The sequence below is a fragment of the Gimesia panareensis genome (assembly GCF_007748155.1).
Lineage (GTDB): Bacteria > Planctomycetota > Planctomycetia > Planctomycetales > Planctomycetaceae > Gimesia > Gimesia panareensis.
Genome location: NZ_CP037421.1, coordinates 5,859,829 through 5,884,930, shown reverse-complemented (window position 1 = coordinate 5,884,930; position 25,102 = coordinate 5,859,829). Strand labels below are relative to the sequence as shown.

Here is a 25,102-nt window from a genome sequence, read left to right as displayed (position 1 = left end):
CTTATGAATCGGGGTGTTCTGCTTCCGGATAACGGAGCACTTTTTCCTGACCGTTGAAAGAGATTGTAATCTGTCTCCGTTCAAAGATCACGACGAGTCGATAGCCGGTCGTCATCCAGTGCCGGGTATGTAGAGAGGCTGACTTCAACTCTTTCAGTAGTCCGACAACATATTCTTCCAGAATCAACTGAAACGCAAAACGTTCCGCATCCGAATATTCTTGCTTTACACTCATGGGCAGACTGTGGATTTCTCGTGTCACATGTCTTCCCAGCTCTTTGTCTGATTCCGTTTCGATTTCGAATTTGTGTAGTGGGAACTTCATCAGCGTTTGACCTGACATGCTGATTTTCAGAGAAGAGGAACGACTCAAATTCTGCGATTTATTAACTGTTCAGGGACACCCAGATAGTATAACAGGAATCAAATTTGATGATACTTCTGTTTTTCAATCGAGTTCTGATACAAGATTGTGCGAAAGGATTGCTGAATTAAGAAGTGGGAGCTGCCCTGCACATAAGAATCTGTTTCGCAGAGTCTGCTGTGAACGGATCTGACTGGTAGTTGCCAAACTTCTGGATGATGGTGAATCCATGCCGCTGACAGAATTCATCGAGTTCATCGGGAAACAGGCACCGCATTTCAACGTCTTTGACTTTGACCTGAATGTCGTCCGCCTGCCGTCGATAATCAAGCTGGAATCGTAGAATCTGACTGGCGGGATGATATTCGCTGCGGGCAAAAACGGAGAGTTTTCCGTGCGTCTGCGTCTGCATTTCTTTGAACAGATAGCGTTGATCCCAGCGGCGCGCCAGTTTTGTGCGATCCGGGTTAAAGACATCGATCACGAACAGTCCGGTGGGGGCAAGACATTGACGAACCGATGCAAAGCAGTCGTCGATCTGCTGATTCTCCAACAGATGCTGCAGGGCATTGGTGGCACAGAAAATGAGTTTGTAATCGCGAGGCATGACAAACTGGCTGAAGTTACCCTGCTGGAACCGGATCTGATCGCATCCGGCAGCAGCGGCTTTGATTTTTCCTTTTGCGAGCATGGGGGCAGAGAGATCGATGCCGTCGATGTCGATTCCTGCACGGGCAATCGGAATGGTGATTCTGCCTGAACCGCATCCCAGTTCCAGTACTGGGGCGCCACACTGTCTGGCTGATTCGAGGAAAAAGGGGATATCATACGAACGGTCCTCAAATTCCTCTTCATAAAACTGTGCATCTTCATAGAGTTGCAGGCAACGTTCCAGGCTGTCAAACATCGGTCAGGCTCCGTTGTTGGATGTGGAACAGACAGGAGATGACGGTGGCATCGGTGCGGTCAGAGCCGAAAACAGTGGCAGGCACGCCCAGGGTGTTATGTTCCTCCAGGAGCTGTTCGAAGGAGATGTTAACGGTTGAGTAATAGGCAGATTGTGGTGGTTGCCAGTCAGGAGCGAATTGGTGTATCGCATTGTCCAACTGGTTCCATTCCGTAGTAAAGAGGGCGCTCAGCTTCGCTGGCAGGGTGGCGTGCTGTCGGAACGGGGCGACCCAGTCTGTGGAGAAATCGTTTGAGAGGAGTGACTTATCGGCGAGCTGTTCCCGGTGACTGACTGCGAGGCCAAACTGTTCTGGCAGCAACCATGGTTTGGAGAGCGAAAACAGGCAGACGCATTGACCTGACTGCAACAGTTGGTGGTAGATACTGTGATTTGGTTCATAGGCGTACGCCGCATCGACAATCAACAGTCTTCTCTGATCGGCGGACAACCAGTTCAGGACGGCGGTGATTTCCTGAGAATGCAGGTAGCGGCCGACGGGAACCGCAGGTTGTGTCAGCAGCAGGACCTGCCGGTGCTCTGGTGAGTTGGTCAGGAAATCCCACTCCCACTGCGGGAAAGTACGATATTGCTGACAGGGGTAACCTGACAGAAGCTGATGATAGATGGGATAGACATCACGGGGGAAGATGAATTCAACCTGCTCCTGTTTCAGTTGTTCAATCAGGTGTGCGAGAAGTTCACGGACACCTTTGCCGGGAATGATTTTCAGATCTGTGAGATCGAAACCGGCAACATCCTGCCAGATAGAGAGTGCTGCCTGGGGGGAAAATGTTTTTTCGCTGCTACTGCAGGAGGGAGCAAGGAAGCTCAAGGCTTTCTGCGTATTCATACAATCAAGGCGAAGTGGATCTGACTGGAGATAACCCTCTTTCGCTGCCCGGTATTCCTGGTAGTTCATACGATCTGTATTTCACTCCTGCGATCTTCCAGCGAGGTCAGACAGCGTCCGTCAGCCATGATGTTCCAGCTGCGGCAGAGACCTTGGTTCAGTTCCCAGAGCAGGCTGGGTTCGGTATAGGCGGCGACTTTCATTGGGACCCCCTTGATCATTCCTGTATAAATCGGTGCGCCCCAGGGGAGCTCTCCAATCCGCACCCACTGCTCCTGCTGGAAGTAATCCAAGAGCAGCTGAAGTGGTACCTGATGGGCTTCGCTCCATTCATTGGCGGGGCGGGAAAAGTAAACCGATTCCACACTGGTAGAGACATATAATTCTTTGAAACAGACTTCGCGAATCTTCAGAGAGGCAGCCCAGTCAAGATAGTTTCGGATGGCAGACTGACTTTCGATGCCTGCTTTCTGCAGGACGCAGATCAGACGCATGGAGAGTGAGGGGAACCGATCGGGCTGACCAGTGAGACATTTGGAAATCTTCGCGATGTCGATTTCAAGATTCATGATCCGCCGATTCACTGCTGAATCATAGTGATGATGCGAAATCGCCAGTGTTGTCAGGCCAACTGCCTGAAGTTCTTCCAGAAAGGCGAGTCTCTCGGTCGTGGACATTTCTGTCAGCAGATAGCCATTGGTGATCAGAACCACTTTCTCCGGGAACCAGTTGGCAGCGAGACGGATCAGTTCCAGCAACTTTGCACGCGGGTAGAGAGTCGGCTCGCCACCGCCGGTAATCACGGCCCTTTGAGCACCGCGTGCTTTCGCTGTCTGCAGGATGGTATTGATGTATTCGGGAGACAGAGTCCCTTTTTCCTGGTCAGTGGACGCAGAGGATTTGGAAAAACAGAACGAACATTTTGCCTGGCAGCCGATGGCAACCGGTAGCAGTGAAACGGAACGGGGGGTTAACTCGCTGAAGTCAGAAAGGTTACGTTGTAATATTGAAAGTGACCTCGCCATGGCTTCTTCGAGGGAAATTTCATGGAGTGTCAAATCCCGATCAACCAGGTAAACGCGCTGCAGTCGAATGGCTTCTCTCTGGATATAGTGCCCCAGTCCGGTTTGTTCTGTCACCTGCAGCTGATCGGGATCGACGAATGTTTCCAGAACCAGCAATTGATTATCCGGCAGGTTCAGTTTTTTAAGCAGGCGATTATTTTTCTCGATGCCAATCTGCAGCTGATCGAGTTCCAGCAGATGAAATTTATCAGTAAATCTGCTTTCGGAGATGCGTGCTTTAGAGTAGTCACGCGCGTATTTATCGTAACCGCGGGCGAAATTGGAGAGGACAGTGACGTGATAACGCGGTTGCAGTTGCGTGGCACGTGGTTTGGACTGATTGAGTTGTACTAAAGTCGTCATCAGGGACTCTCCTGTCGAGTAGCAGGCTGGTTTCAACCTGGATTACCGGAAAGATAGTGTCTTTGAGACACTAAGTCAACAGGAGATATTTTATTTTACGTAGTAGATGAAAAATCAGGGAGACTGCTCAGCTTTGGATGCTGAACCTGTTGTTTCAAACGGACAGAGAAGTTGCCTCAAATTTGCTTCGGTCAGTTCTTCCGGAGAGAGCCAGCTAACGTTGCCATCATCATATAGAATATGAGATCCATGAGGGTGAAAACCGTTTTTCTGACTGAGTGTCAGTACTTCCTCAAAAGTGATGTCATTGGGTTCGCTCCAGGGACCTTCCAGATGCGGGATTTCCATTAACAGAATGTGATGTTCGCCCTCATTTTCTGGATGTTGAATACGACGACAGTCACCCCGGGGACTCCAATACGTATGCTCTCCAATCACGGCTGCTAATTTTGATCTCTGAATGATTTGTGTGCCGTCACTGGTGATCAGCAGGGTATAAAGATCGGAGTTGTCCTGGACGGCCCGCCGGTTAGAAGGGCTGTTCCAGGGCTCGCTGAAAGAATACTCGAACGCAGGCGGTTCAGATCTGCCAGCCGCTTCCAGCCAGGGCAGCAGGATGGCCCGCCAGCTGTGGATCGGCCTTCCAGTGTCATCTGGAATGACAGCGGGTGGCAGACAACCATATTTTGCCTGATATTCCTGACAGGCCAGTCCAAGTTGTTTCAGTTGTGATCGAAAACGCTCCCTGCTTCCGCTGTTGTCAGCCACCTGCTCTTCGGGCAGCAGCAGTATGACAAGGATGGCGAGGATTACCAGGGCGATGATAATCTCACCGATACTGAGCATGAATTTCTTCTGCTTTGCCATGGTACCTGGTCGGTTTGAGTTGACTGTCCGCTTTGAGCGTCTGTAAAGATGACAGTGGGAATCGCCCATCGCGAGGATGGTCAGGAGTCTGTCCTGCAGATCTGATTGTATCCTATTTTTTGCGGAGAAGCCCACGCTATTCTCCATTTTTCAAATACAGGATATACTGTAATCAAGAAGGTCTGCCCCTGGAAGAAACTCAGGTAGCGCTTTAATGGAAATGAGCCCATGCAGGAACCACAGAAAATTGATCGCAGTACCTGGATGCATCTGGTGGGCGCGGTGGGGTTTTCTATTTTTGTAGTGTTGTACTTCTCTCAATTATTGACCCCGGATGGTTTTCAGAACTGGTCTGCGGGAGCTTTCTGGGGATTCTCGCTCTTTATTTTTCTGTTTGTGATCCCGGCAGCTGCATGGCTGCTGAACCTGGCGTTCACCAGAGAACCATTTGTTGTCGTTGGTCCAGAATTTATTGAATTGTATTCATATCGCTCACCCAGGCAGAAACCGCTCAGGATTGAAGCCGTTGACCTCTTGAATGTCGATACCAACTGGGTCAAAGGGGGAGGGGACCAGCATTCCGATCTGATCTTCTTTCTGGCAGAGGAAGCATATGAGAGATTACATTCCTTAAAGCTCTGGCGAAGACGAGATCCCCAGATCAGGGCTGTCTTCTGGAACTTTACGAATGCGCAACTCAATCCAGCTCAGGCAGTGCAACTGATCAAAGAACAATTACAGCTTCCGCTGGAAGCTCCCGAGGATCCCTATGAGCCAGCCTGAACTTCATCATATTTTCCGAATACGCAGTGATCGCCAGACAGATAGAATATTCTGGCTTGCGGAGGAACTATGACTTCACCTCTGTTTTTGTATCTGTTTTTTGCCGTCTTCATCCTGGGGACGATGACAATGGGAGTGCGGGCCATTTATCAGAGCTGTCGCAAAGACTTTGCCAAAAGGTCTCACAAGAAATATGAGCCGCAAAGCGTATGGTTGCTCCGCCTGCACCGTCTGTTGACGTTTACTGCAGGGGTGATCGGAATTGGTATGGCTCTCTATGCTTTGTTTAAAGCGGGTGATTTTATTGAGTCATTCCAGCAAATTCGCTGAAGAATTTGAAGATCAATGCGAATTGCAGATCTGATTCAATATCACGCTAAATCAAAACAGACTCTTTCCCCGACAGGAAAGAGTCTGTCTACTGAATGACGATGTATCAATGCTGCCTATCTCCGGCCACCACGGGAACGTCCTGATGAGCTGCGGCTGCTGCCCCGGGAAGAACTGCCTCTTGAGGATGATGTGTTTCCTCGCGAGTAGGCGGAACTGCGGTTCGAATAGTTCGAACCATATCCGGAGCTGCGCGTATAGCCAGACGTCGGTCGTTGTTGTGAATAGGACTGAGTATTACGTTGTGAGGCTGCCGCCTGTGAGGAACGGTTCAGTTGCTGACTGAGTTGTCCCCAGTTTTTCTGCATGCTCTGTAAACCAGAGGCGATCTGCTGACTTGACGATTTGCTGTAACGCGAATTCGAGGCAGAAGCCTGTCGTCTGGCGCGGTAAGAACCTGGCTGGCTGGTCGAACGTGCCGCCTGTTGACTGCTCTTCGATTGACGGTTACTGGCAGAGGATGAGCTTGGGCCTGCCTGACCGTCCCCCAGTGTACCTGTCGCAGAACCGTTTTGTGTCGTCACAGTGGAACTGATCTGACCGTCGCCGGCGGTCGTGCTGACGGAAGCGGAACCTTTGCTGGAATCGACTGTGGTAGAACCGTTATAGGTCCCGGTGCCATTCCCCGTTGCCGTACCAGAACTGTTGTGTTGTACGTTGGCGTAGCCGTTGGCTCCTTGAACCGAAGTGGAAGAGGAGCGCACGCCGCTGACAGAACCATCGGCGTTCTGGTTGACACTCCCGCTGGTACTGCGGGTACCATACGCGTTGACGCCGGTATTGGTAGCGACAGAGCCACTGGCCTGAGAGTTGTAGTTCGCACCAGACGGTGTTTGAGTAACCGATCCAGTGATTTGTCCCGCACCACTGGCAGACAGCCCGTTCGAAGTGTTGACGGTTCCGCCCCCTGCAGCTCCGAAATAGGCGGTATCACCCACGGTCGTTTTGCCGGCGATGCCTGCCCCTGTGGCAGTTGCCGAATTTCCCTGGGGACCGGTGATGGTCGTGGTGGCGGCACCGGCGCCGACGGTGGTCGGACCGTTCTGGTAGACAACACTGCCCCCCTGGGTATTTCCGGTGACCGTGTTTCCATTCGGTCCGGTATAGGTTGTAGAACTGCTGCCCGTGGAGGCTGTCGCGTGACCATAAGGGCCGGTCGTTGTCGTTTGAGTGGCAGTGCCTGTTGCGACAGGTCCCTGATAGACGGCGGTCGTCGTAGTCTGGTTGGGGTGGGCATATGCCACATAGAGTTCTGAAATGGTGGCCGGAACAAAGTAACGACCGGCGACATAACCGGCGGCAGCGACGTAAGCGGCCTGTCCGGTCAAGGGCGCACCGCTGGCATCGACGAACTGTTCCGGTTGTTCTTCAAGTGCGGCGTCAACTTCGGCCCGCAGTTGATCAATGGCACGCCAGACGTCGTCGGGTTGTGTCTGATAGACGCGGCCCAGTAAGGTGGTCGTTGCGAGATTGTCACTCAGTTGAGCGAGGATCTCCGGATACTGTTTGAGTTGTTCTACGCTGGAATCAGTGGTCTGGTTGAATTGCTGCACGCGCTGGGCAAAGCGCTCCCCGAAACGTCCTGCTGGTTTTTCAGATGCCTGGCGGATCGCCAGTGGATGCTGAGACGCCTGCAGAATGGTTTCCACGAGATCATCCGGGTAGAAGGCGATGCCGGTAACCAGGCTTTCGATGGCACGTGGTGACAGTGTTCTGTTTTTTTGTGTCGGCTGGGGACCGGGTTGTTGTGCACTGGCCAGACTGACCTGCAGCATGAAACAGATTCCGGCGATGATGGTGGTGAATCCTTTCAGGTAACTCGGTGAAGTTGAAGTCATTGATCTCCCCATCTTTTTTCTGATGTTGTGAATGTGTGTTTCTGATTCACATGGTGTCTGCAGGATTGAAGGACGACCTGTTCGTGCGCCTGGTCAGTATTCATATAGCTTAGATTCCGGAGTCGGATGGTTTTTGAATTCAGAAAAACTGGAAATTCCATCAACTCTTCTGCTCTGACCTGACAATCAGGTGTCATACGATGCTGGAAGACAACATGTTGCCAAAAAGAAACAGTACATGATTCCTCGCAAAATCATGTGGTGAGCCCCGCGTCATGAATACTTGAGAGAGCCTGGGATGGTTTCAGAATCCAAAGAAAAATAGAAAGATTTCTTGATTCACTCTCTTACTTGTTCAAAATTATTGCGAAACAAAACCCGCGTGCCGGTGTTCGATTAAGAGCATCAAAGACTCTACTCTCGACAATGGTCTCTCGTGCAAACGTTTCGAGATCGACCCGATTCATTTTTCCACAAAACCGAATTCCTTTCTGAATTCAGTCGAGCCGCCTGTCTCTCCCTGATATAGTATGAGCAGTCATCTGGACGTCATCATTCAGGGAGCTGTCGGTATGCGTTTGAATCAGGCAGAGAAGCGAACTCCACCCGGTGCCGCGTTCTCCGGTGTGATGAGCCGTCGAGAACTGTTGCAGACGGCCGGTGGTGGAATCGGCATGATGGCTTTGAGCTCCCTGCTGCAGCAGGATAACACAGCGCAGGGTGCTGCGAGCTCAGCTTCACTTACTCCCGGAAAACCCGACTTTCCTCCACGGGCCAAACGTCTGATCTGGTTGTTCATGCATGGCGGTCCCAGTCATGTGGATTTGTGGGACCCCAAACCGGATCTGATCAAATACGCCGGGAAACCTCTGCCCGACAGCTTCGGGGAAGTGATGACGCGGCGGAAAGTCGCAAAGAATCCACTCCTGGCTCCCATCAAACCGTTTCGGAAGCGTGGCGAATCGGGGCTGGAAGTAAGTGACTTTCTGCCACATACCGGGGAACTGGTGGATGACTTGTGTGTGATCCGCTCGCTGCACGGTGACAGTGTGAATCACCCGCAATCGGTCTACCAGATGAATACAGGGAGTATTCTGATGGGGCACCCGAGCGTGGGCAGCTGGATCGCTTACGGACTGGGTTCTGAAAACGCAGACATGCCGGCCTTTGTGGTGTTGCCCGATCCAGGTGGTGGAGTCAAAGGGGGACCTCCGGCCTGGGGAAGTGGCTATCTGCCCGCAACATTCCAGGGAACGACGATGCGGCCGGGCAAAACACCGATTTTGAATCTGAAGCCTCCAGCCGGGATTTCCGCGGGACAACAACGGGCGACATTGGATCTGATCCAATCCATGAATCGGCGGCATCGGGAGGCCCGCGACCAGGATGATGAACTCTCTGCGCGGATTGCCGCTTACGAACTGGCGTTTCGCATGCAGACTGCAGCGCCAGAGATTGTGGATCTGACTCAGGAGACCGGGGCGACCCAGAAGATGTATGGCCTCGATGATCCGCAGACGCGCGACTTCGGTGAACGGTGCCTGCTGGCCAGACGGATGGTGGAGCGTGGAGTGCGTTTCGTTCAGCTGTACTCGGGTGACACCGTGGGCTGGGACGCGCACAGCGATGTCACGAAGAATCATACCGCCTATTGTCGTAAGACCGATCAACCGATCGCAGCGCTGCTGAAAGATCTGAAACAGCGAGGTTTGCTGGAGGATACGCTGGTTGTCTGGTGCGGGGAATTCGGGCGGATGCCGATGAGTGAGCAGGGGAAAGGCCGCGATCATAATCCCTGGGGCTACTGTGGCTGGCTGGCCGGTGCCGGAATTACGGGAGGCCGTGCCTATGGTGCGACTGACCCGATCGGTTTACGAGCCGCAGAACAGACTGTGCACGTTAATCAGTTTCATGCAACATTGCTGCATCTGATGGGACTGGATCACGAGACGCTGACCTACTTTCATAACGGCTTGGATGAACGACTGACGGGACCGGCAGAGATCGAGATTGTGAAGGAGCTGCTGACATGAGGGAGCTCTGGAAACGATCGATACTCTATGCTGGCCTGTGCTGCATTTCTTTTGCAGCAGGAGCGTCAGCCGAGGAATTGAAAACACCAGAGGAGACTCCGATCACCGAGGCGGATCGGGAGCACTGGTCCTTTCAGCCGGTCCAGCGGCCAGCAATTCCGGATGTCAAAGACAGCAGCTGGTCGCGGACGCCCATCGATCGATTCATTCTCGCGAAACTGGAAGCCGAGAATCTGAAACCGGCTGCCGATGCAGAGCGGTTGACACTGATCCGACGCGTCTACTTCGATGTCATCGGTCTGCCTCCCACGCCGGAGGAAGTGGATCAGTTTCTCAAGGATAAATCGGAAGGTGCGTACGAACGGCTGGTGGAGCGTCTGCTGTCATCCTCACACTATGGGGAACGCTGGGCACAACACTGGCTCGATCTGGCCCGGTTTGCGGAAACGGACGGGTATGAGCACGATAAGATTCGCCCTGACGCCTGGAAGTATCGAGACTGGGTGATCAAGGCATTGAATGCAGATCTGCCCTACGATCAGTTTGTCCGCTGGCAACTGGCGGGGGATGTGATTGCACCGGAGAATCCGGAGGCTCACACAGCAACGGCGTTCTGTCTTTCCGGACCGGATATGCCGGATATCAATTCCCAGGAAGAAAGACGTCATACGCTGCTGAATGAGATGACATCGACTATAGGGTCAGTATTCATGGCGCTGCAGATGGGATGCGCGCAGTGTCATGATCATAAATACGATCCCATCAGCACGTTCGATTTTTATCGCATGCGAGCGTTCTTTGAACCGGCAGTGAAGCCCGTGAAAAACCGTTCGATGACAACCCTCGCTGCAACGGGGAAACCACGTCAGCCTAGTCATGTGATGATGCGCGGTGACTGGCGTCAGCCTGGACCTGAAGTGCAGCCGGCCTTTTTGCGCATTGCGAATGTACAGAAACAGGACATCAAATCTGCAGATGCACGGCAACAACGACTGGCTTTTGCCCGCTGGCTGACTCAGAAGTCTCATCCACTGACTGCCAGGGTGATCGTGAATCGGATCTGGCAGCATCACTTCGGACGCGGATTGTGTGCTTCCCCCAGCGATTTTGGACTGATGGGGGAACAGCCTTCACATCCCGAACTGCTGGACTGGCTGGCATCCGAATTTATGGAGTCCGGCTGGAAGATGAAATCGCTGCATCGATTGATTTTGACCTCGCGAGTTTATCAGCAGACCAGCAGGCCGGTCAATCTTTCTCCGGAAACGATCAGTGACTGGCAACTGGCCCTGGAAAAAGATCCTTCTGCGGAGCTGCTCTCGCGGTTTCCCCGTCAGCGTCTGGATGCCGAGGTGATTCGGGATACGATGCTGGCCATCAGCGGCAAACTCTCTGCCAAAACCGGGGGCAGGGGAGTGATGCCGCCACTCCCTCGAGAGTTACGTGAGACACTACTCAAAAATCAGTGGAAGACCAGTCCCCGCGTAGAGGATCATTACCGACGGAGTATTTATGTCTTCGCGCGACGAAACCTGCGCTATCCGTTGTTCGATGCCTTTGACCGGCCTGATGCGAATAACAGCTGTCCGCGGCGGGGAAACTCGACGACTGCTCCGCAGGCGCTGCTAATGTTGAATTCAGAGAGTTCTCTGAAGTCTGCACATGAGCTGGCGGGCTTGATCCGGGATCAGGCAGGAGCAGACCCCGGGGCGCAGGTGGTATTACTGATCCGACGTACCCTGGGACGAAATCCTGCTGCTGACGAGTTGGAAGAACTGGTGACCTTCCTGAAATCTCAGCGGGACATGCTCCGGAAGGAGCAGCGGTCTGCAGACCAGTTATTGTTGCCCCTGGGGAAAACGAAAATGCAGGATCCTTATGCCGGGGCTGCACTGACTGATCTTTGTCTGGCTGTGCTGAATTCCAACGAATTTATCTATGTGGATTGATCTTAGGAAAAAATTTTGTTCTGCTATTTTGTAAGCATTGTTAATAATGGGTGTGTGACCATGAGTTCTGGCTTTGAACAGATAGGAACTGACCGATGATGAAAGACAAGATGTACTGGCTGTTGATCCTGGTTTGTGTGTTGATCTGCAGAGATCCGCTGTTGGCTCAGGCAGAAGAGACGCTGGTTGGTAACTGGCGGCTCAACGGAAGCGCGCGGGATCAGAGTTCCTTTCAGAATCATGGGATCAATCACGGTGTCAAATTGAAAGCGGGCCAGCCTGCTGACTTCGATGGTGGCACTGCTTATATTGAAGTTCCAGATTCCAGGTCGCTGTCTCTGGGGACAGGAGACTTTTCGATTTCAATGACAGTCAATACCAGTGCGGACCTGGGTGATGTGATCGGTACCTTATGCAGCAAGTATGACCGTAAAACGAGGCGCGGCTTTCAGCTGAGCATCAAAAATCATGCCGGGGTGACCAGCAGCCAGTCGAACTGGCGAAACCTGCAGTTCGGTATCGACAATGGCCGAGTCGATGCGAAGTGGACTGATCATGGGCAACTTGGAAACGCGATTCTGATTTACAGCATGGCCGTTCACGATGGCAAACTGTTTGCAGGCACGTGTGTACCGGGCAGGGAAGCGGCCGGTCATGTTTATCAATATGTCGCTGGTCAGGACTGGATTGACTGCGGTACGCCGGATTTGTGCAATGCCGTGACTTCTCTGGCAGTCTACCAGGGGAATCTCTATGCGGGCACGGGCAAGTATCGGCTGAAGGGATCCTCGCTGTCAGAATCGGAAAATCCCCACCTGGGGGGGAATGTCTATCGTTACCTGGGAGAGGGAAAGTGGGAATATTGCGGCAATCTGCCGGGCGTCGAAGCGATCAACGGCATGGTGGTCTACCGGGGAAAGCTGTATGCCTCATCCATGTATGCACCGGCTGCATTCTATCGATATGATGGCGGAACGACATGGACCTCCTGTGGCGTTCCTGAAGGGAAGCGGGTGGAGTCCCTGGCTGTCTATAATGGGGACCTGTATGCCACCGGATATGACGAAGGAGCCGTTTACCGGTATGACGGCCAGCAGTGGTCGCATGCCGGAAAGGTAGGAGAAGCGACTCAGACCTATGGTTTTACTGTTTATGAAGGGAATCTGTATGTCAGCGAATGGCCGCATGCCGAGGTCTACCGCTATGCAGGAGAGAAACGCTGGGTGCTGGCGGGGCGACTGGGAGCAGAGAAAGAAAGTATGCCTCTGGTCGTCTATAACGGGGCCATGTATGCCGGTTCCTTACCTTTGGCCGAAGTCTACCGTTACAACGGAGGCGTGGACTGGAAGAATATGGGGCAGCTCGATCTGACTCCCGATGTCCGCTATCGGCGTGTCTGGTCGATGGCCGTTTATCAGGGGCGGTTGTTTGCCGGAACCTTACCGGCAGGTCGCGTGAAATCGATCGAAGCAGGGAAGAGCGTGACTTACGATACGGCTTTGAAACCAGGCTGGCGGCAGATTGTGGCTGTGAAAGAAAAGTCGCATCTCAAGCTGTATGTGGATGGCAAGCTGGTCGCAACTTCGACTGCCTTTGATATGGCTGAGTATGATTTATCGAATGCGGAACCGTTCAAGATCGGCTTTGGTGCTCACGATTACCTTCATGGGAAGCTGAAAGATGTCAAGTTCTTTAAGCGTGCCTTAACTGCGGATGAAGTCTTGAGCCAATTTAAGCAGAGTGCAGACTGATCTGTCGATTTTGTATCGCCCAGAAAAAACAGAGCCATCCGAATTCTCGGATGGCTCTGGAAAAGGATCGATTTATCGCAGACGTGATTACTGAATACCGAAATCGCGACGCAGATCTTCCTGCAATCCGGGAATACGGCCCTGTTCTTTCATCCAGAGCTGTTTCAGGTAGTAGTACGGGATTTCAGGAGCCGGCTGTCCTTTCAGATCATAGAGATAGCGCCATAGCAAGACCGCTTTCAGACCTTCTTCAATGGCCAGGTCTTCTGCCATCAGGCTCGGGTATTTTTCCAGGACTGAGGAATAGAGTTTCATGCCTTTTTCAAGTTCTTTTTCAGCCGTCACAAAGTCCCCTTCGGTTAAAGCGACTTCACCGTCATAGATGGCTTCGTGTGCGTCAATCGTCTGCTGCTCTGATTCAGATGAGGCACGTGTCCGCCAGAAACGGTAGTTGGATGTGTCCTGATAGCGGCTGGCCCAGTGCTTCTTGTCTTCAACAGTGACATTATCGCGTTTGGCCAGAGCTATCATCTCCTCAAGGGACTTTTCATTATTCGACCACTCAAGCAGAATGGCGCCTTTGGGGGTAATAAACTCTTCGCGACCAAAGATGGTGGTCCATTCTTTTTTGCCCTGTGCCCAGGCAGCAGTGCGCTCTGGGCCGAATTTACCTTCACGCTGCATGGCATTGGCGAAATCGAACTGAGCATGCCAGGGAGCAGCCCGGAACAGCATCCGCATTTGCAGGTGTTGTTTGTGCTTCAGTTCTTTTTCATTGGCGATCAGGTATTTCTGCTTTGCGACCTGGTAGTTGTCCAGACGTTCGGGATTGATCTCGGGGTCAGGACCACCTTCATAACGATCGGTGTCGGGGTCAACCTTGTAGAATCTGCGGAACTGTTTCCATTCATCGGAGCGACCGACTTTCTGACCGTGCAGGTTGCCGATTTTCCAGTCAAGTTCGGGATAGCGTTCGTTGCGGCTGACGCCTTCATTCAGGAACTTGATTCCTTCTTTGACCCAGAAGTAGCGGTCTTCAACCGCATCCCACTCTGCGGAGACGTTGTAGGCCAGATTCCAACCCTGGAAGTCCCAGACTTTCATATAGTGTGGCTGAAGCAGAATGATGGAATCGACAGTGGAACGCAGCTTGGCCCATTGCTTTCGTTCCTGGTAGTCTTTGGCATCCATCCAGAGCAGGTTGGTGGCAATCCCCCGCAACCCAAGCAGAACGAAATTCATTGAGGCACTGGAGGGGTCAACATCACCCAGGGTGCTTTCCCCCAGCTCATATTTGACACGCAACTGGGCCAGTTCCCCCCCCGAACCTTCTTCGCCGGTGGAAGGCATGCCCAGCCAGATCACAGGTATCAACAGAATGATAATTGCGATAACGTAGGCCAGTTTTCGATGTTTAGAAGAGAGTTTGTTCATTTCGCCTCCAGTTCGCGAAGTTTCAAACTGTAGAATGAAATCAGTAAACAGGGAAGTACATAGGCCGCAGCAGTCAGGATCCCAGGCAGCAGAGCTGCACTCCAGGAAACATCAAAACCCTTGATGACATATTCACGCATGTTAGAGAAAATGCCAAAGTTGGGAATCACCTGCTGGCAGAGCCAGAGGAAATTCCGGATTCCGCCATCGACCGAGGTGATTATATTACTTACGGCGCCTTTCGGCAGTTCCGTTTGAGAATTCATGTGAGTGAGCAGGCGATACCACGCTTCAATTGCTCCGGAAGCCTGCATCTGTCCGCTGAGGATGTCATTCATGTATTCTTTGGACATGAATCCGACCATGACCACGGTAAACGTTGTCAGGATGGCAACGGGACCTTTGACGAAGCAACTGACGGTGACCCCCAGCATGATGACCAGCACCATCGGGAGCCAGATCCCGAGGATCGCCTTGGAATATCCCACCAGGAAAGGCCGGTCGGGAGTACGGACAAAGAGGTCCGGGCGGGCCATACCCAGTAACTGACCTGCTTCCAGACAGGCGACTTCGATCGTCAGATTTCCATCTTTATCAACCAGGTCGTCAAAAATATCGTAGACGATGACTTCTTCATCGGGATTATTCTTCACCTCGATTTTACGATCGATTTTCAGACGGTTTTCTGTGTATTCCTTGTTGATCATGGGGGATGAATCCACCCGCAGTCCTTTGTCTTCATTGACAAAGGTGAGCTTATAGAGAATCCCGCCTTTTTCCATGTCCCCTTTGTGGGTACGAAATGCTTCGAAGGAGGCTTGCAGGTTCAACTGGTCCTTGATGGCATCGCTTTCATCAATCCCTGCGAATTTATAGATCGCCCGCGCTTTGGTGGCTCCTTCAATGTAGCTGCGGTACATCCAGATATCCCCCACATTGATCCCGGATACTGCGGGGGCACCTTCACGGTCGAGGAAGGTGATAGCGCCATAGATGGGGACTTTAGAGACGAGGAGACTTTCTTCTTCACTCTCCTCTGGATTTTCTTCTATAATCTCGGGCGCCTTCTTGACAGATTCAGGTGCCTGGCGCTTGATCCAGACATAACCCACACTGCCCATCGCCAGTAGGATGGCCGTTCCCAATACTGTGAAGCCCAGCATACGGCCCATGACAATCTCGATCCGGTAGACCGGTTTAGTGACCACGGTATGGATGGTTCTCAGGCGAATGTCTTCAGGCAGCGACCAGCAGGCCAGCAGCAGCATAATCGGGATCACAAGCCAACTGATGGCTTTGAGTACAAAGTCGATGTAAGACTGGATTTGCAGATCGGGTCTGTCTGCAGTCCCGGACAGAAACCAGCCGGCAAACATGAACAGCACCGCAAAGATAATAAAGACAAAGAGGATTTTCTGTCTGAGCGCTTCACGAATCGTCAGAACTGATAATGACCAGATGCGACGGGGCGAGATGTGGATGATTTGCACGAAGAAATCCAGCACACCCAGGAAAACATCGATAATCCCTTTGGTGCCGCGGGTGATGACACCCACCACCAGGCAAACGACCAGCGCAATGACCATGGAGCTTCCAAACACTAACGCAAAATGTTTTAAAGCTTCCAGCCAATTGAATGGAATTGGATCAAAAGACATAATGATTTACTTCTGTGAATAACATCTCAAAGGAAATGATGCTCTGCTGATTCCCTTCAGCCGAGACAGAGTCAATGATCGAGAATAAGTCTGACCAGGCAGAGCCGACTGCTTACTCTGCAGCTTTATTTTCTTCTGTCTTGGGGACAAAACGCTGGCCCGGTCGCTCTTTACTTTCCTGAACCGTTTTCAGGAACAGGGATTCCAGAGTCGCAGTCGGATGATCGATGGCATCGACCTTACCATTGTGTTTGGCGACAACCTGTTCGATTTCCTTAATGGCTTCATCGCTCAGGCGGGAAGTCAGAATCTGGGTTTCTTCCTGTTCTTTGAGCAGGTCATCAACGCGACCCATCACTTTCAGTTCGCCGCCGTAGAGAATGGCGATCCGGTCACACACGTCCTGAACGTCCGCCAGCAGGTGGCTGCACATCAGCACGGTTTTGCCCTGCTCTTTCAATTCCACGATCATGCGTTTCATGTCGTCTGTCCCCAGCGGGTCCAGACCACTGGTCGGTTCATCGAGCATCACCAGGTCGGGGTTGTTGATCAGGGCCTGGGCCAGACCAATGCGGCGGGTCATCCCTTTAGAGTATTCTTTGAGCTGACGCCGTTTCGCGTGTCCGAGCCCCACTTTTTCGATCAGCTCAGCCGCACGTTCACGACGTTCCTGAGCGGAAATCTTGAAGAGTCGGCCGTAGAAGTCGAGTGTTTCTTCCGCATTCAGAAAACGATACAGATAGGATTCTTCAGGCAGATATCCAATCCGTTCATTCTTTTCCACGTTGGAGGCTGGTTGTCCTAGTACCTTGATTTCGCCATCGGAGGGAAACAAGAGCCCCAGCAGCAGTTTGAGAGTGGTTGTTTTTCCGGACCCGTTCGGGCCCAGCAGGCCGAAGATTTCGCCCTTTTTTACTTCCAGGCTTAATGAGTTGAGAGCACGAACTTTTTTGCGGCCCCAGAAATCACGATAGATCTTTGTCAGATTGCTGATCTGAATAACTGACTCGTTGTCCATTGGCGGTTCTCAACTCCCCACTGTGAATTATGTATTTAATCAGTAATGAGAACGGTATATCGAGCCACAAAGGCCCGACGAAGCTAACGCTAGAAAATCTGCGAGCTTACTACGATTCGTGATGATGCACTGTTTGTAAAAAATTCAATTTCTAAAGAAGAAATCAAAAAAACAGCACTGGTAGCAGATCACTGAGCGGCCCACATCCATTCCTGGGGCCTGCAACTCAGGATTCCTTTCAAACACAATGATCCAAAGTGAATAACACTCTAAATTTGGAAGCCAGCACTTGCAAGCTATTAGACTGGCATACTCAGTTAAGATTTCAAGAACAGACCAGTCGTAACCAGTATTTAGCTTTGAATCCTTACAACTTAACCTCACTCACGGTACCTTCATGCATGGATAACCCCTGGTTGTGTTCATAAGGATAGTTAAAAACGGGCCTTGCGTTGGGACAGATATTCAATCAGAGCTTTATCAAATGGCATGCTGGTATCGAGGGGAACGTAATCCACTCCCATGGCGAAGAGTTTCTCGCTGTAACTTTCCCGCATCTCCTGTACGGCTTCCAGGTAGTCGGCTTTCATGCCTTCCGCATCGAGAACCATTGAATCGCCCAGTTCCGGTTCCTTCAGATCGACCATCCCCTCAAAGGGGAAATAGACTTCCGCTTCATCCAGAATATGAAACAGGATGATATCGTGTCCGGCATAGCGGAGCCGTAGCAGGCTGTCGAGCACGCTTTTCTGATCGGTTAAGAGATCAGAAAAAATCATCAGTAGACTTCGATGTTTGACCATCGAAGCGATCTGTTGTAGATTTTGTGAAACTTCAGTGGTACCAGTGGGTTGTGAATTAGCCAACATCGCCAGAATGTTCCCCAGTTGCCCCCGTCTGCTGCGGGGAGGAAGGAAATTCCGGATGCGATCACCAAAGGTGATCAGACCAACCGGATCCTGCTGGTGAATCATCATGTAGGCCAGAGAAGCAGCCAGGCAGATCCCATAGTCAAATTTGGAGAGTTGCTGCCGATAGGTATAGGCCATGCTTTCAGAGAGATCCAGGACAAGATAGCCGGTCAGATTGGTTTCCGCCTGGTACTTTTTGATGTAATACCGGTCTGTTTTGGCGTAGACCTGCCAGTCGATGTCACGTGGGTCGTCACCTTGCGTATAGCGCCTGTGTTCGCTGAATTCGACGCTGAAACCATGATAGGGGCTGGCATGCAGGCCACTGAGAAATCCTTCCACAATGAATTTAGCACGCAGATCCAGCCGGGCCACGGTCTGAATGACTTCCGGTTTCAGGTACTGTTCTGCGTTGGGCATTGAATTCACTCTCCAGAAGGGCAGTAATGCAGATACTATAACAGGTGGTAGTTCCCCAGTCCTCTCTTACGTAACAGGTTTCGAGTTTTCAGGGATTTCAGTCCCCGCGTACTCTTTGCGGGGGATTTGTATACTCTTGAACATTTTTAACCATATCCATTATAATCATTGAGGTTAAGAACAGGCGTTTTCCATAATGTGGATCAGTAGCTTGATTTGCAAACGGTATGAACTAGATTGAAGATGTGAGCTGTCTTGAAAATGGTCGCATTTGCGAGAAAAATCTCAGACTGGTTTCCGTAAAGCGTTAAAATTGATAAAAGCAAAAATCGATACTGCATTTACCCGGGTGCTATGTTAATCTGGCGTTGCACCACAGTTTGTGTGGTTCTCAGATAATTTCATATATTCACTGTTTCTGATCATAATTCAACGAACTTCTGAATTTCTTCTTCTGTATTCTTTCAGGTTTAATACTCCATCCAGAAGTAATTATGATTTGTTTATCTCCCAGTCATCATCTTCGTTTTTATCCAGGTACAGGGATTTATTATGTCAAATGACATAACTCCGGATGAACAGAATACTAATCCTAACGAAACACCGTGTCCGCTCTGTAATGAAATGGTTCGGGTCGGACTGGTCCGCTGCTGGAACTGTGGTTCCTTTATGCGCGAAGACATAGCGGAAGCCTATCGCAAGATGCAGGAAAATCCGGCGCCCATGATCTTCAGTCCACTGCCAGAAGATTCTGATGAGTCTGCTGAAGAGGAATCGCGGGGATCCACAGCTACGATGACTGCCTATGCGGATCGTGACGATGATGATTTCGAACTGGACCAGAGTGTGTCTGTTACGGAATATGAAGCGAGCGATGATGATTTCCAGTTAGCCGGTGGTGTAGAGGTCAGCCAGGAAGATCAGTCGACGATTCCGCTGGCACGGGAAGAATCAGCAGAAGAAGCCAAACAGCACGCTGAGGAAGATCAAGCAGCATCAAAACAGCATGCTGAGGAAGATCAAGCAGCATCAAAGGAAGAAGATGCTGCAGCGGCAGAGGACAAAAAGAAGGATGTTTCTGCAGAGCCTGCTGAGGACCATTCGGTTGCGACGGGAGGAGACGTACTTCTCAATGTCGCAATGGAAGAGGAAAAAGAAGAAAAACGTCGTCGGAAGGGGGGACGCCGTCGCCGTCGGGGAAGTAAAATTGAGGGGGGCATAGTCGTCTATTGTCCCAACGGTCACCGTATTCGCGTACGGGAAGAATATCGAGGGGCAGCTGGCAAATGTCCAGCCTGTAATGTGATGTACCTGGTTCCCACGGAGGCTCCCCAACAGGCAGAAGCGGAGTCAGCCGGTGCTGCTACCGATGAGAATCAGGCTGCAGAAGGAACAGAAACGTTCGATCCAGGTACCTATTCTCACTGGTTCCAGAATATCAAATTGCATGCCGTTGATCCGACCAAGCTCAAACTGAAGCCCAACAGTCTGGAAAAAGCATTCACGACAGTCGATGTCGCGATTTCCCCTGAAAAAATGCTGTTACTCGGACTGGTCAAGGCAGGCCTGCTGGGGGGAGGCTCCAAGGATAAACAGGATAAGGCGAGAATAGAGATTGCTCAGCATCTTCGTGAAGAAAAAGAGGATGCCGAAATTCCTGCAGCCAGCGTGCAGACGATTTCAGCCGAGCAGATTCAGAAACTGCGGGTTGTTTTTCCAACGATGTACGACCATGAGTCCGTTTTTGCCGGCGTACCGGTGTTTGGAAAAGGGCGGATTGCCATCGCACTGCCCAAGCAGGAAGAAATCAAGGAAAATCAATATCTGACTTTCAGTCTGACAGAATACCGGAAGTTTGCAGAAGCCCTGCAGGAATTGCATGGAGTCAGCGATCTGGGGCAGGACTCAGGAATTCCGATGACTGATGAAGTGCGGCAGGTCACCTGTCACTACAGCGAGGAAAAGTTCGACGTTCTGGAGAATGAGAATCTGGAATTCTACGAAGCAGACCCGGAAATCGAACTGACCCTGGTGGGCCGTCAATGTCAGGGCTGCCAGTTAACCGTCAGTGAAGATTCACGCAAAAAAGAGCGGATCGGTGGCAAAACCGGCAAAGGGATTGCCAAGGCAAAATGCCCCAAGTGCAACGAGAAGTTCGGCAATATTTCGCTCTGGCAGATCAAACAGGCCGATGAGGTTGCCGATGAAGCTCCTCAGGAAGAAGCCGCTGCCGAATAATGGGGCGGGGTGTTACCTCCGCCCGGGGGCGATCATTGTGCAATAATCCAGTCTGGTTTCTCGTTGAGAGAGATTGCAGACACCTGCCTGGGGGGTATAATAAGTATAATTCATATAAACCAACTGTCTAATCATGAAGGTGCTGTCTGGGATATCCCACACAACCTTTCGGATTAAACAGGCAGGGGGAGTAGGGTTCAGTCTGAGGCATCCGTTGAAGTTGCGCGATGAGGCATTTTTGTAACATTATACAAATTTTGACCTTAAGCGACGGTATGTGTGAAGAATCGTGATTCACATTTTCTTGACCCTCTCTTCCTATGGTGTAGAATTTTAGAACGCAGAGTTGAGCAGGGAAGCACTCTAGGTTTGTGTATGAATGTCCACTTTCCAGCTGTTGACGGAAAGTGGCATTCGGGGATGCTTTTTAACTGTTCAGGAGAAACTGGTGTCACCAGGATTTGATCAACATTTCAAAGAACTGGTACGTCAGAGGACAAACCTCGTTGAACTGGTTTCTGAGTCGGTACAACTGACTCCCAAAGGGCGTGATTTTCAATGTCTGTGCCCTTTTCATAATGATCATAATCCTTCTTTGGTCATCTCACCCGAACGGGGCACCTGGCGTTGCTGGGTCTGCAATGTGGGGGGCGACTGTTTTTCCTGGGTCATGGAATATGACCGGGTCGATTTCGTCGAAGCGATCAAGATTCTGGCTGAGAAGGCTCATCTGGAAGTTCCGAAATTCTCTCCGCGACATCAGCATGCCGGACAGCAGCCTGCGCTGGAAAAGACAAGCCTGTTCGAAGTGATGAAATGGGCGGAAACGCAGTTCCATGAGTGTCTGATGGAGACTTCGGTCGGAGAGTATGCCCGCCGCTACCTGATGGAAGATCGAGGTTTTACCGAAGAGACAATCCTTCAGTTTCGCCTGGGCTTTCATCCCGATGACTGGCAATGGCTGGTCAATCGATCACGGAACCGGTATCCCGAACAACTGCTGCTGGAAGCAAAACTGATCTTCAAAAAAGAGGGACATACACGTTGTTCCGATTATTTCGTTAATCGTGTGATGTTTCCGGTTCACGACGAGCGAAAACGGGTTGTTGCATTTGGAGGACGGATTCTGCCGGGAGTCGATTCCGGGAAACTGGCAAAATACTTCAACAGTCCCGAAAGTGTGATCTTCACTAAGAGTAAGCTGTTGTTTGGTTTGGACGAAGCACGCCAGGGAATTCGAGAAACAGAGACCGTGGTCGTGGTCGAAGGGTACACCGATTGCATTACAGCACATCAGTTTGGTGTGACAAATGTGGTGGCTACGCTGGGGACTGCTCTGACTGAATCACATGTGACTTACCTGAAACGTCTGGCGCGCAAGGTTGTGCTGGTGTTTGACGGTGACTCCGCAGGTCAGCAGGCGGCGGAGCGGGCTTTAACCAAATTCATCGCTCAGGAAGTAGATTTACGAATTTTGACACTGCCGGCAGGCCAGGATCCGGCAGATTTTCTGGAACAGCAGGGGGCAGCACATTTGCAGCAAATGATCGATCAAGCCCCTGAAGCGTGGAATTTTAAGCTGAATCTCTGCGTTCAGAAATTTGGACTGGAGTCAATTGACGGGCAACACCGAATTTTAGAAGAAATGCTAGAGCTTCTGGCGGCAAGTCCTAACTTAACCGGTACAATACGTGAAGATATCATATTAAGAAAGTTGGCAGATCGACTGAGCCTGAATGAGAACGTTGTCCGAAAACGATTAGGTGAAGTCAAACAGAAGCAAAACCCCGGTCTGAAACAGAGTATCCCTTCATCCGACCCCCATTCAACTCCGAGTGCCAGCCACACCTCTGGAATCAGTGGACCTACAGAAAATACAACGAAAGACAATCAACTTGAGAGCGAACTTCTTGAAATTATCTTTGTATATCCGGAATGTGTCCCCCAGATTCAGCAACATATATCACCTGACAACCTGAAAGATCCCCGACTTCGCTTTCTGTACCAGTTAAGTATTGACTTAACTGAGGAGGGGATCGTTCCTGAAATGAGTCGCATTCTGGATCGGATTGACGATCCAGAGCTGAAACAACTGGTCGTCAAAATTGACTTCCAGGCTCATGAAAAAGCGATTCACTCCAAGCTGCACTCCTCGACCGTTCCCCAGGAAGGGATTCCCCATTTTCTGAAGCATTCCATTCAGAACCTCAAATGGCGGGAAGAGCGGGAACATCATGAACGCACCAAGGGAGTGCTGGTCCAGAAAGTTCAAAGCAACACATTGAGTTCCGATGCCAAAGAACTGTTAAAAAAAGCATCTGAATTTCATCAGAAACGACATAAAAAGAATTCACTTGAGACCCATTAACTTAAAGAGATTGGGAGAAGCAACGTGCACCGACTCGACGCCCGATTGAATGAACTGATTGAAAATGGAAAAAAACAGGGTTATCTGACTTATGATCAGGTGAGCGCCTATCTGCCCGATGAAGCGCTCAATCCTGAGAAACTGGATAACCTTCTGTTGACCATCGAGGAAATCGAATTAGATATCATTCCCGATCAGGTCATCACCGTGCTGCAGCCGGAGAAACCCAAAGGTCGAACACGTTCAGATGATCTGTCCCGACGGATTGATGATCCGGTTCGCATGTACCTGACGCAGATGGGGGAAATCCCGCTGCTGACCCGGGACGAGGAAATTCGACTGGCGAAAAAAATCGAAATTACGCGTCGACGGTTCCGTCGTGAGTTGCTGAGCAGCGACTATGCGATGCGGCAGGCGATCGATATTCTGGACAAAGTTCACAAAACGGAACTGCCTTTTGACAGAACGATCAAGGTTTCTGTGACCGAGGGGCTGGAAAAAAATCAGATTCTGGGGCGGATGCCACACAACCTGAAAACCCTGGAATATCTCAGCAGCAAAAACACGGCCGATTTTCAGCGGTTCATCAACCCGGAACTGTCTAAGGCTGAACGTCGAGAAGCCTATGCCACGCTGCAGAAACGGCGCCGCAAAATGGCGACCCTGATTGAAGAATTGAGTCTGCGGACACAGCGACTTCAGATCGGTATGAAGCGGCTTGAGCAGATCTCGCAGCGGATGACCGAACTGGAAGATCAGATCCGCGATCTGGATGACCTGCGTGTCAAGAACTCAAAAGATGATCGGGCCAATCTGGAGCGGGAGTTGCAGGACCTGGTCATGATGACCATGGAAACTCCAGAAACCCTGCGTGATCGGATCAAGTCTGTCAAGCAGCGTTATCTCGATTATGAAACGGCAATGCGTGAGCTCTCCGGCGGTAACCTGCGTCTGGTTGTTTCCATTGCGAAGAAATATCGTAACCGTGGATTGAGCTTCCTGGATCTGATTCAGGAAGGTAATACCGGGTTGATGCGTGCCGTTGATAAATACGAATATCGCCGTGGTTATAAATTCTCAACCTATGCGACCTGGTGGATCAGACAGGCAATCACCCGGGCGATTGCGGATCAGGCTCGGACCATCCGTATTCCCGTCCATATGATTGAGACCATGTCCAAACTGCGGAAAGTCAGTAAGCAGCTGCTGCAGGAAAATGGACGTGAGCCCACCCTGGAAGAGACAGCGGAAGTCGCCGGCATCAGCCTTGAAGAGACACGCCGCGTTCTCAAGATTTCGAGACACCCGATCAGCCTGGATCGTCCAGTCGGAGAAAGCGAAGACAGCTACTTCGGTGATTTCATTGAGGATTCAGATTCCGACAGCCCGGTCAATACTGCCAGTCAGGAAATGTTGAAAGACAAGATTGACCATGTTCTGAAAACATTGACTTACCGTGAGCGCGAGATCATCAAACTGCGGTTTGGCCTGGGGGATGGTTACACTTATACTCTGGAAGAAGTCGGACGGATCTTCAAAGTGACACGTGAGCGAGTCCGTCAGATCGAAGCCAAGGCGGTCCGTAAGCTGCAGCACCCTGTTCGCAGCAAACAGCTGCAGGGCTTTATTGAAGGGTTGGTCCCCGACTGGGGCCAGACGGAATCCGAAGAAGAATCTGCGGATACCGCGGCTTCCGCCAGTATCTGAAACAGCAACGCCGATCAGTTTTGATCGGCGTTTTTTTTTGATTTGAAAAGGATGGTCTGCTCAGGTCCAAGTGCCTTCCCGGAGTGAGAAGCGAAGATCTGACAGTTTTCCATCGTATGTCTGGCTATTTGCTGCCAAAAACTTTAT

18 protein-coding genes are annotated in these 25,102 nt (G+C 51.1%); 8 read left to right on the top strand and 10 right to left on the bottom strand.

Annotated elements, in window-relative coordinates:
• Window position 1: 1 nt before the first annotated feature.
• The 5 genes from Enr10x_RS21880 to Enr10x_RS21860 all read right to left on the bottom strand — a co-directional run bounded on the left by Enr10x_RS21880 (window position 2) and on the right by Enr10x_RS21860 (window position 4,436).
• The gene (locus Enr10x_RS21880) at window positions 2-343 is read right to left on the bottom strand and encodes a hypothetical protein (RefSeq protein ID WP_145451372.1); all 342 of its coding nucleotides are present in this window, start codon (window positions 341-343) and stop codon (window positions 2-4) included.
• A 148-nt stretch (window positions 344-491) separates the two neighbouring features.
• Window positions 492-1,271: a class I SAM-dependent methyltransferase gene (locus Enr10x_RS21875; protein WP_145451371.1), complete on the bottom strand. Its 780-nt coding sequence runs from the start codon at window positions 1,269-1,271 to the stop codon at window positions 492-494.
• Window positions 1,264-2,232, bottom strand: a complete 969-nt coding sequence (locus Enr10x_RS21870; protein ID WP_145451370.1) for a PLP-dependent aminotransferase family protein — start codon at window positions 2,230-2,232, stop codon at window positions 1,264-1,266. Before Enr10x_RS21870 ends, Enr10x_RS21875 begins: the two co-directional genes overlap by 8 nt.
• A complete protein-coding gene (locus Enr10x_RS21865) occupies window positions 2,229-3,590 on the bottom strand; it encodes a radical SAM protein (protein ID WP_145451369.1) in 1,362 nt (453 codons plus the stop codon). Before Enr10x_RS21865 ends, Enr10x_RS21870 begins: the two co-directional genes overlap by 4 nt.
• A gap of 114 nt (window positions 3,591-3,704) precedes the next feature.
• Entirely contained in the window at window positions 3,705-4,436 is a 732-nt protein-coding gene (locus tag Enr10x_RS21860) for a DUF1559 family PulG-like putative transporter (protein WP_197997323.1), read from the bottom strand.
• A 249-nt stretch (window positions 4,437-4,685) separates the two neighbouring features.
• Here Enr10x_RS21860 and Enr10x_RS21855 point away from each other — a divergent pair, with 249 nt between their 5' ends.
• The gene (locus Enr10x_RS21855) at window positions 4,686-5,240 is read left to right on the top strand and encodes a hypothetical protein (RefSeq protein ID WP_145451367.1); all 555 of its coding nucleotides are present in this window, start codon (window positions 4,686-4,688) and stop codon (window positions 5,238-5,240) included.
• A 69-nt stretch (window positions 5,241-5,309) separates the two neighbouring features.
• A complete protein-coding gene (locus Enr10x_RS21850) occupies window positions 5,310-5,570 on the top strand; it encodes a hypothetical protein (protein ID WP_145451366.1) in 261 nt (86 codons plus the stop codon).
• A 116-nt stretch (window positions 5,571-5,686) separates the two neighbouring features.
• On the opposite strand, the gene Enr10x_RS21845 is transcribed toward Enr10x_RS21850, so the two are convergent.
• Window positions 5,687-7,468: a DUF3300 domain-containing protein gene (locus Enr10x_RS21845; RefSeq protein ID WP_197997322.1), complete on the bottom strand. Its 1,782-nt coding sequence runs from the start codon at window positions 7,466-7,468 to the stop codon at window positions 5,687-5,689.
• A gap of 629 nt (window positions 7,469-8,097) precedes the next feature.
• Between Enr10x_RS21845 and Enr10x_RS21840 the strand changes: the two genes are divergently transcribed.
• The 3 genes from Enr10x_RS21840 (at window position 8,098) to Enr10x_RS21830 (ending at window position 13,201) form a co-directional block, all read left to right on the top strand.
• The gene (locus tag Enr10x_RS21840; protein ID WP_390621360.1) at window positions 8,098-9,501 is read left to right on the top strand and encodes a DUF1501 domain-containing protein; all 1,404 of its coding nucleotides are present in this window, start codon (window positions 8,098-8,100) and stop codon (window positions 9,499-9,501) included.
• Window positions 9,498-11,450, top strand: coding sequence for a DUF1549 and DUF1553 domain-containing protein (locus Enr10x_RS21835; protein ID WP_145451364.1), 1,953 nt, complete (start codon window positions 9,498-9,500; stop codon window positions 11,448-11,450). Before Enr10x_RS21840 ends, Enr10x_RS21835 begins: the two co-directional genes overlap by 4 nt.
• A gap of 95 nt (window positions 11,451-11,545) precedes the next feature.
• Window positions 11,546-13,201 (top strand): LamG-like jellyroll fold domain-containing protein, encoded by a 1,656-nt coding sequence (locus Enr10x_RS21830; protein ID WP_145451363.1) that lies wholly within the window; start codon window positions 11,546-11,548, stop codon window positions 13,199-13,201.
• An 87-nt stretch (window positions 13,202-13,288) separates the two neighbouring features.
• Here Enr10x_RS21830 and Enr10x_RS21825 read toward each other — a convergent pair whose 3' ends face one another.
• The 4 genes from Enr10x_RS21825 to Enr10x_RS21810 all read right to left on the bottom strand — a co-directional run bounded on the left by Enr10x_RS21825 (window position 13,289) and on the right by Enr10x_RS21810 (window position 18,642).
• On the bottom strand, window positions 13,289-14,635 hold the full coding sequence (locus Enr10x_RS21825) for a hypothetical protein (protein WP_145451362.1): 1,347 nt from the start codon (window positions 14,633-14,635) through the stop codon (window positions 13,289-13,291).
• Window positions 14,632-16,293, bottom strand: coding sequence for an ABC transporter permease (locus tag Enr10x_RS21820; RefSeq protein ID WP_145451361.1), 1,662 nt, complete (start codon window positions 16,291-16,293; stop codon window positions 14,632-14,634). The genes Enr10x_RS21825 and Enr10x_RS21820 overlap by 4 nt, the downstream gene beginning before the upstream one ends.
• A gap of 112 nt (window positions 16,294-16,405) precedes the next feature.
• The gene (locus tag Enr10x_RS21815; RefSeq protein ID WP_145112654.1) at window positions 16,406-17,311 is read right to left on the bottom strand and encodes an ABC transporter ATP-binding protein; all 906 of its coding nucleotides are present in this window, start codon (window positions 17,309-17,311) and stop codon (window positions 16,406-16,408) included.
• Between the two features lie 434 nt (window positions 17,312-17,745).
• On the bottom strand, window positions 17,746-18,642 hold the full coding sequence (locus Enr10x_RS21810; RefSeq protein ID WP_145451360.1) for a DUF58 domain-containing protein: 897 nt from the start codon (window positions 18,640-18,642) through the stop codon (window positions 17,746-17,748).
• Between the two features lie 552 nt (window positions 18,643-19,194).
• Here Enr10x_RS21810 and Enr10x_RS21805 point away from each other — a divergent pair.
• The 3 genes from Enr10x_RS21805 to rpoD all read left to right on the top strand — a co-directional run bounded on the left by Enr10x_RS21805 (window position 19,195) and on the right by rpoD (window position 24,955).
• A complete protein-coding gene (locus Enr10x_RS21805; protein ID WP_145451359.1) occupies window positions 19,195-20,880 on the top strand; it encodes a hypothetical protein in 1,686 nt (561 codons plus the stop codon).
• A 448-nt stretch (window positions 20,881-21,328) separates the two neighbouring features.
• Window positions 21,329-23,248 (top strand): DNA primase, encoded by a 1,920-nt coding sequence (gene dnaG / locus Enr10x_RS21800; protein WP_197997321.1) that lies wholly within the window; start codon window positions 21,329-21,331, stop codon window positions 23,246-23,248.
• A 24-nt stretch (window positions 23,249-23,272) separates the two neighbouring features.
• Window positions 23,273-24,955: an RNA polymerase sigma factor RpoD gene (gene rpoD, locus Enr10x_RS21795; RefSeq protein WP_145112646.1), complete on the top strand. Its 1,683-nt coding sequence runs from the start codon at window positions 23,273-23,275 to the stop codon at window positions 24,953-24,955.
• Window positions 24,956-25,102: the final 147 nt, after the last annotated feature.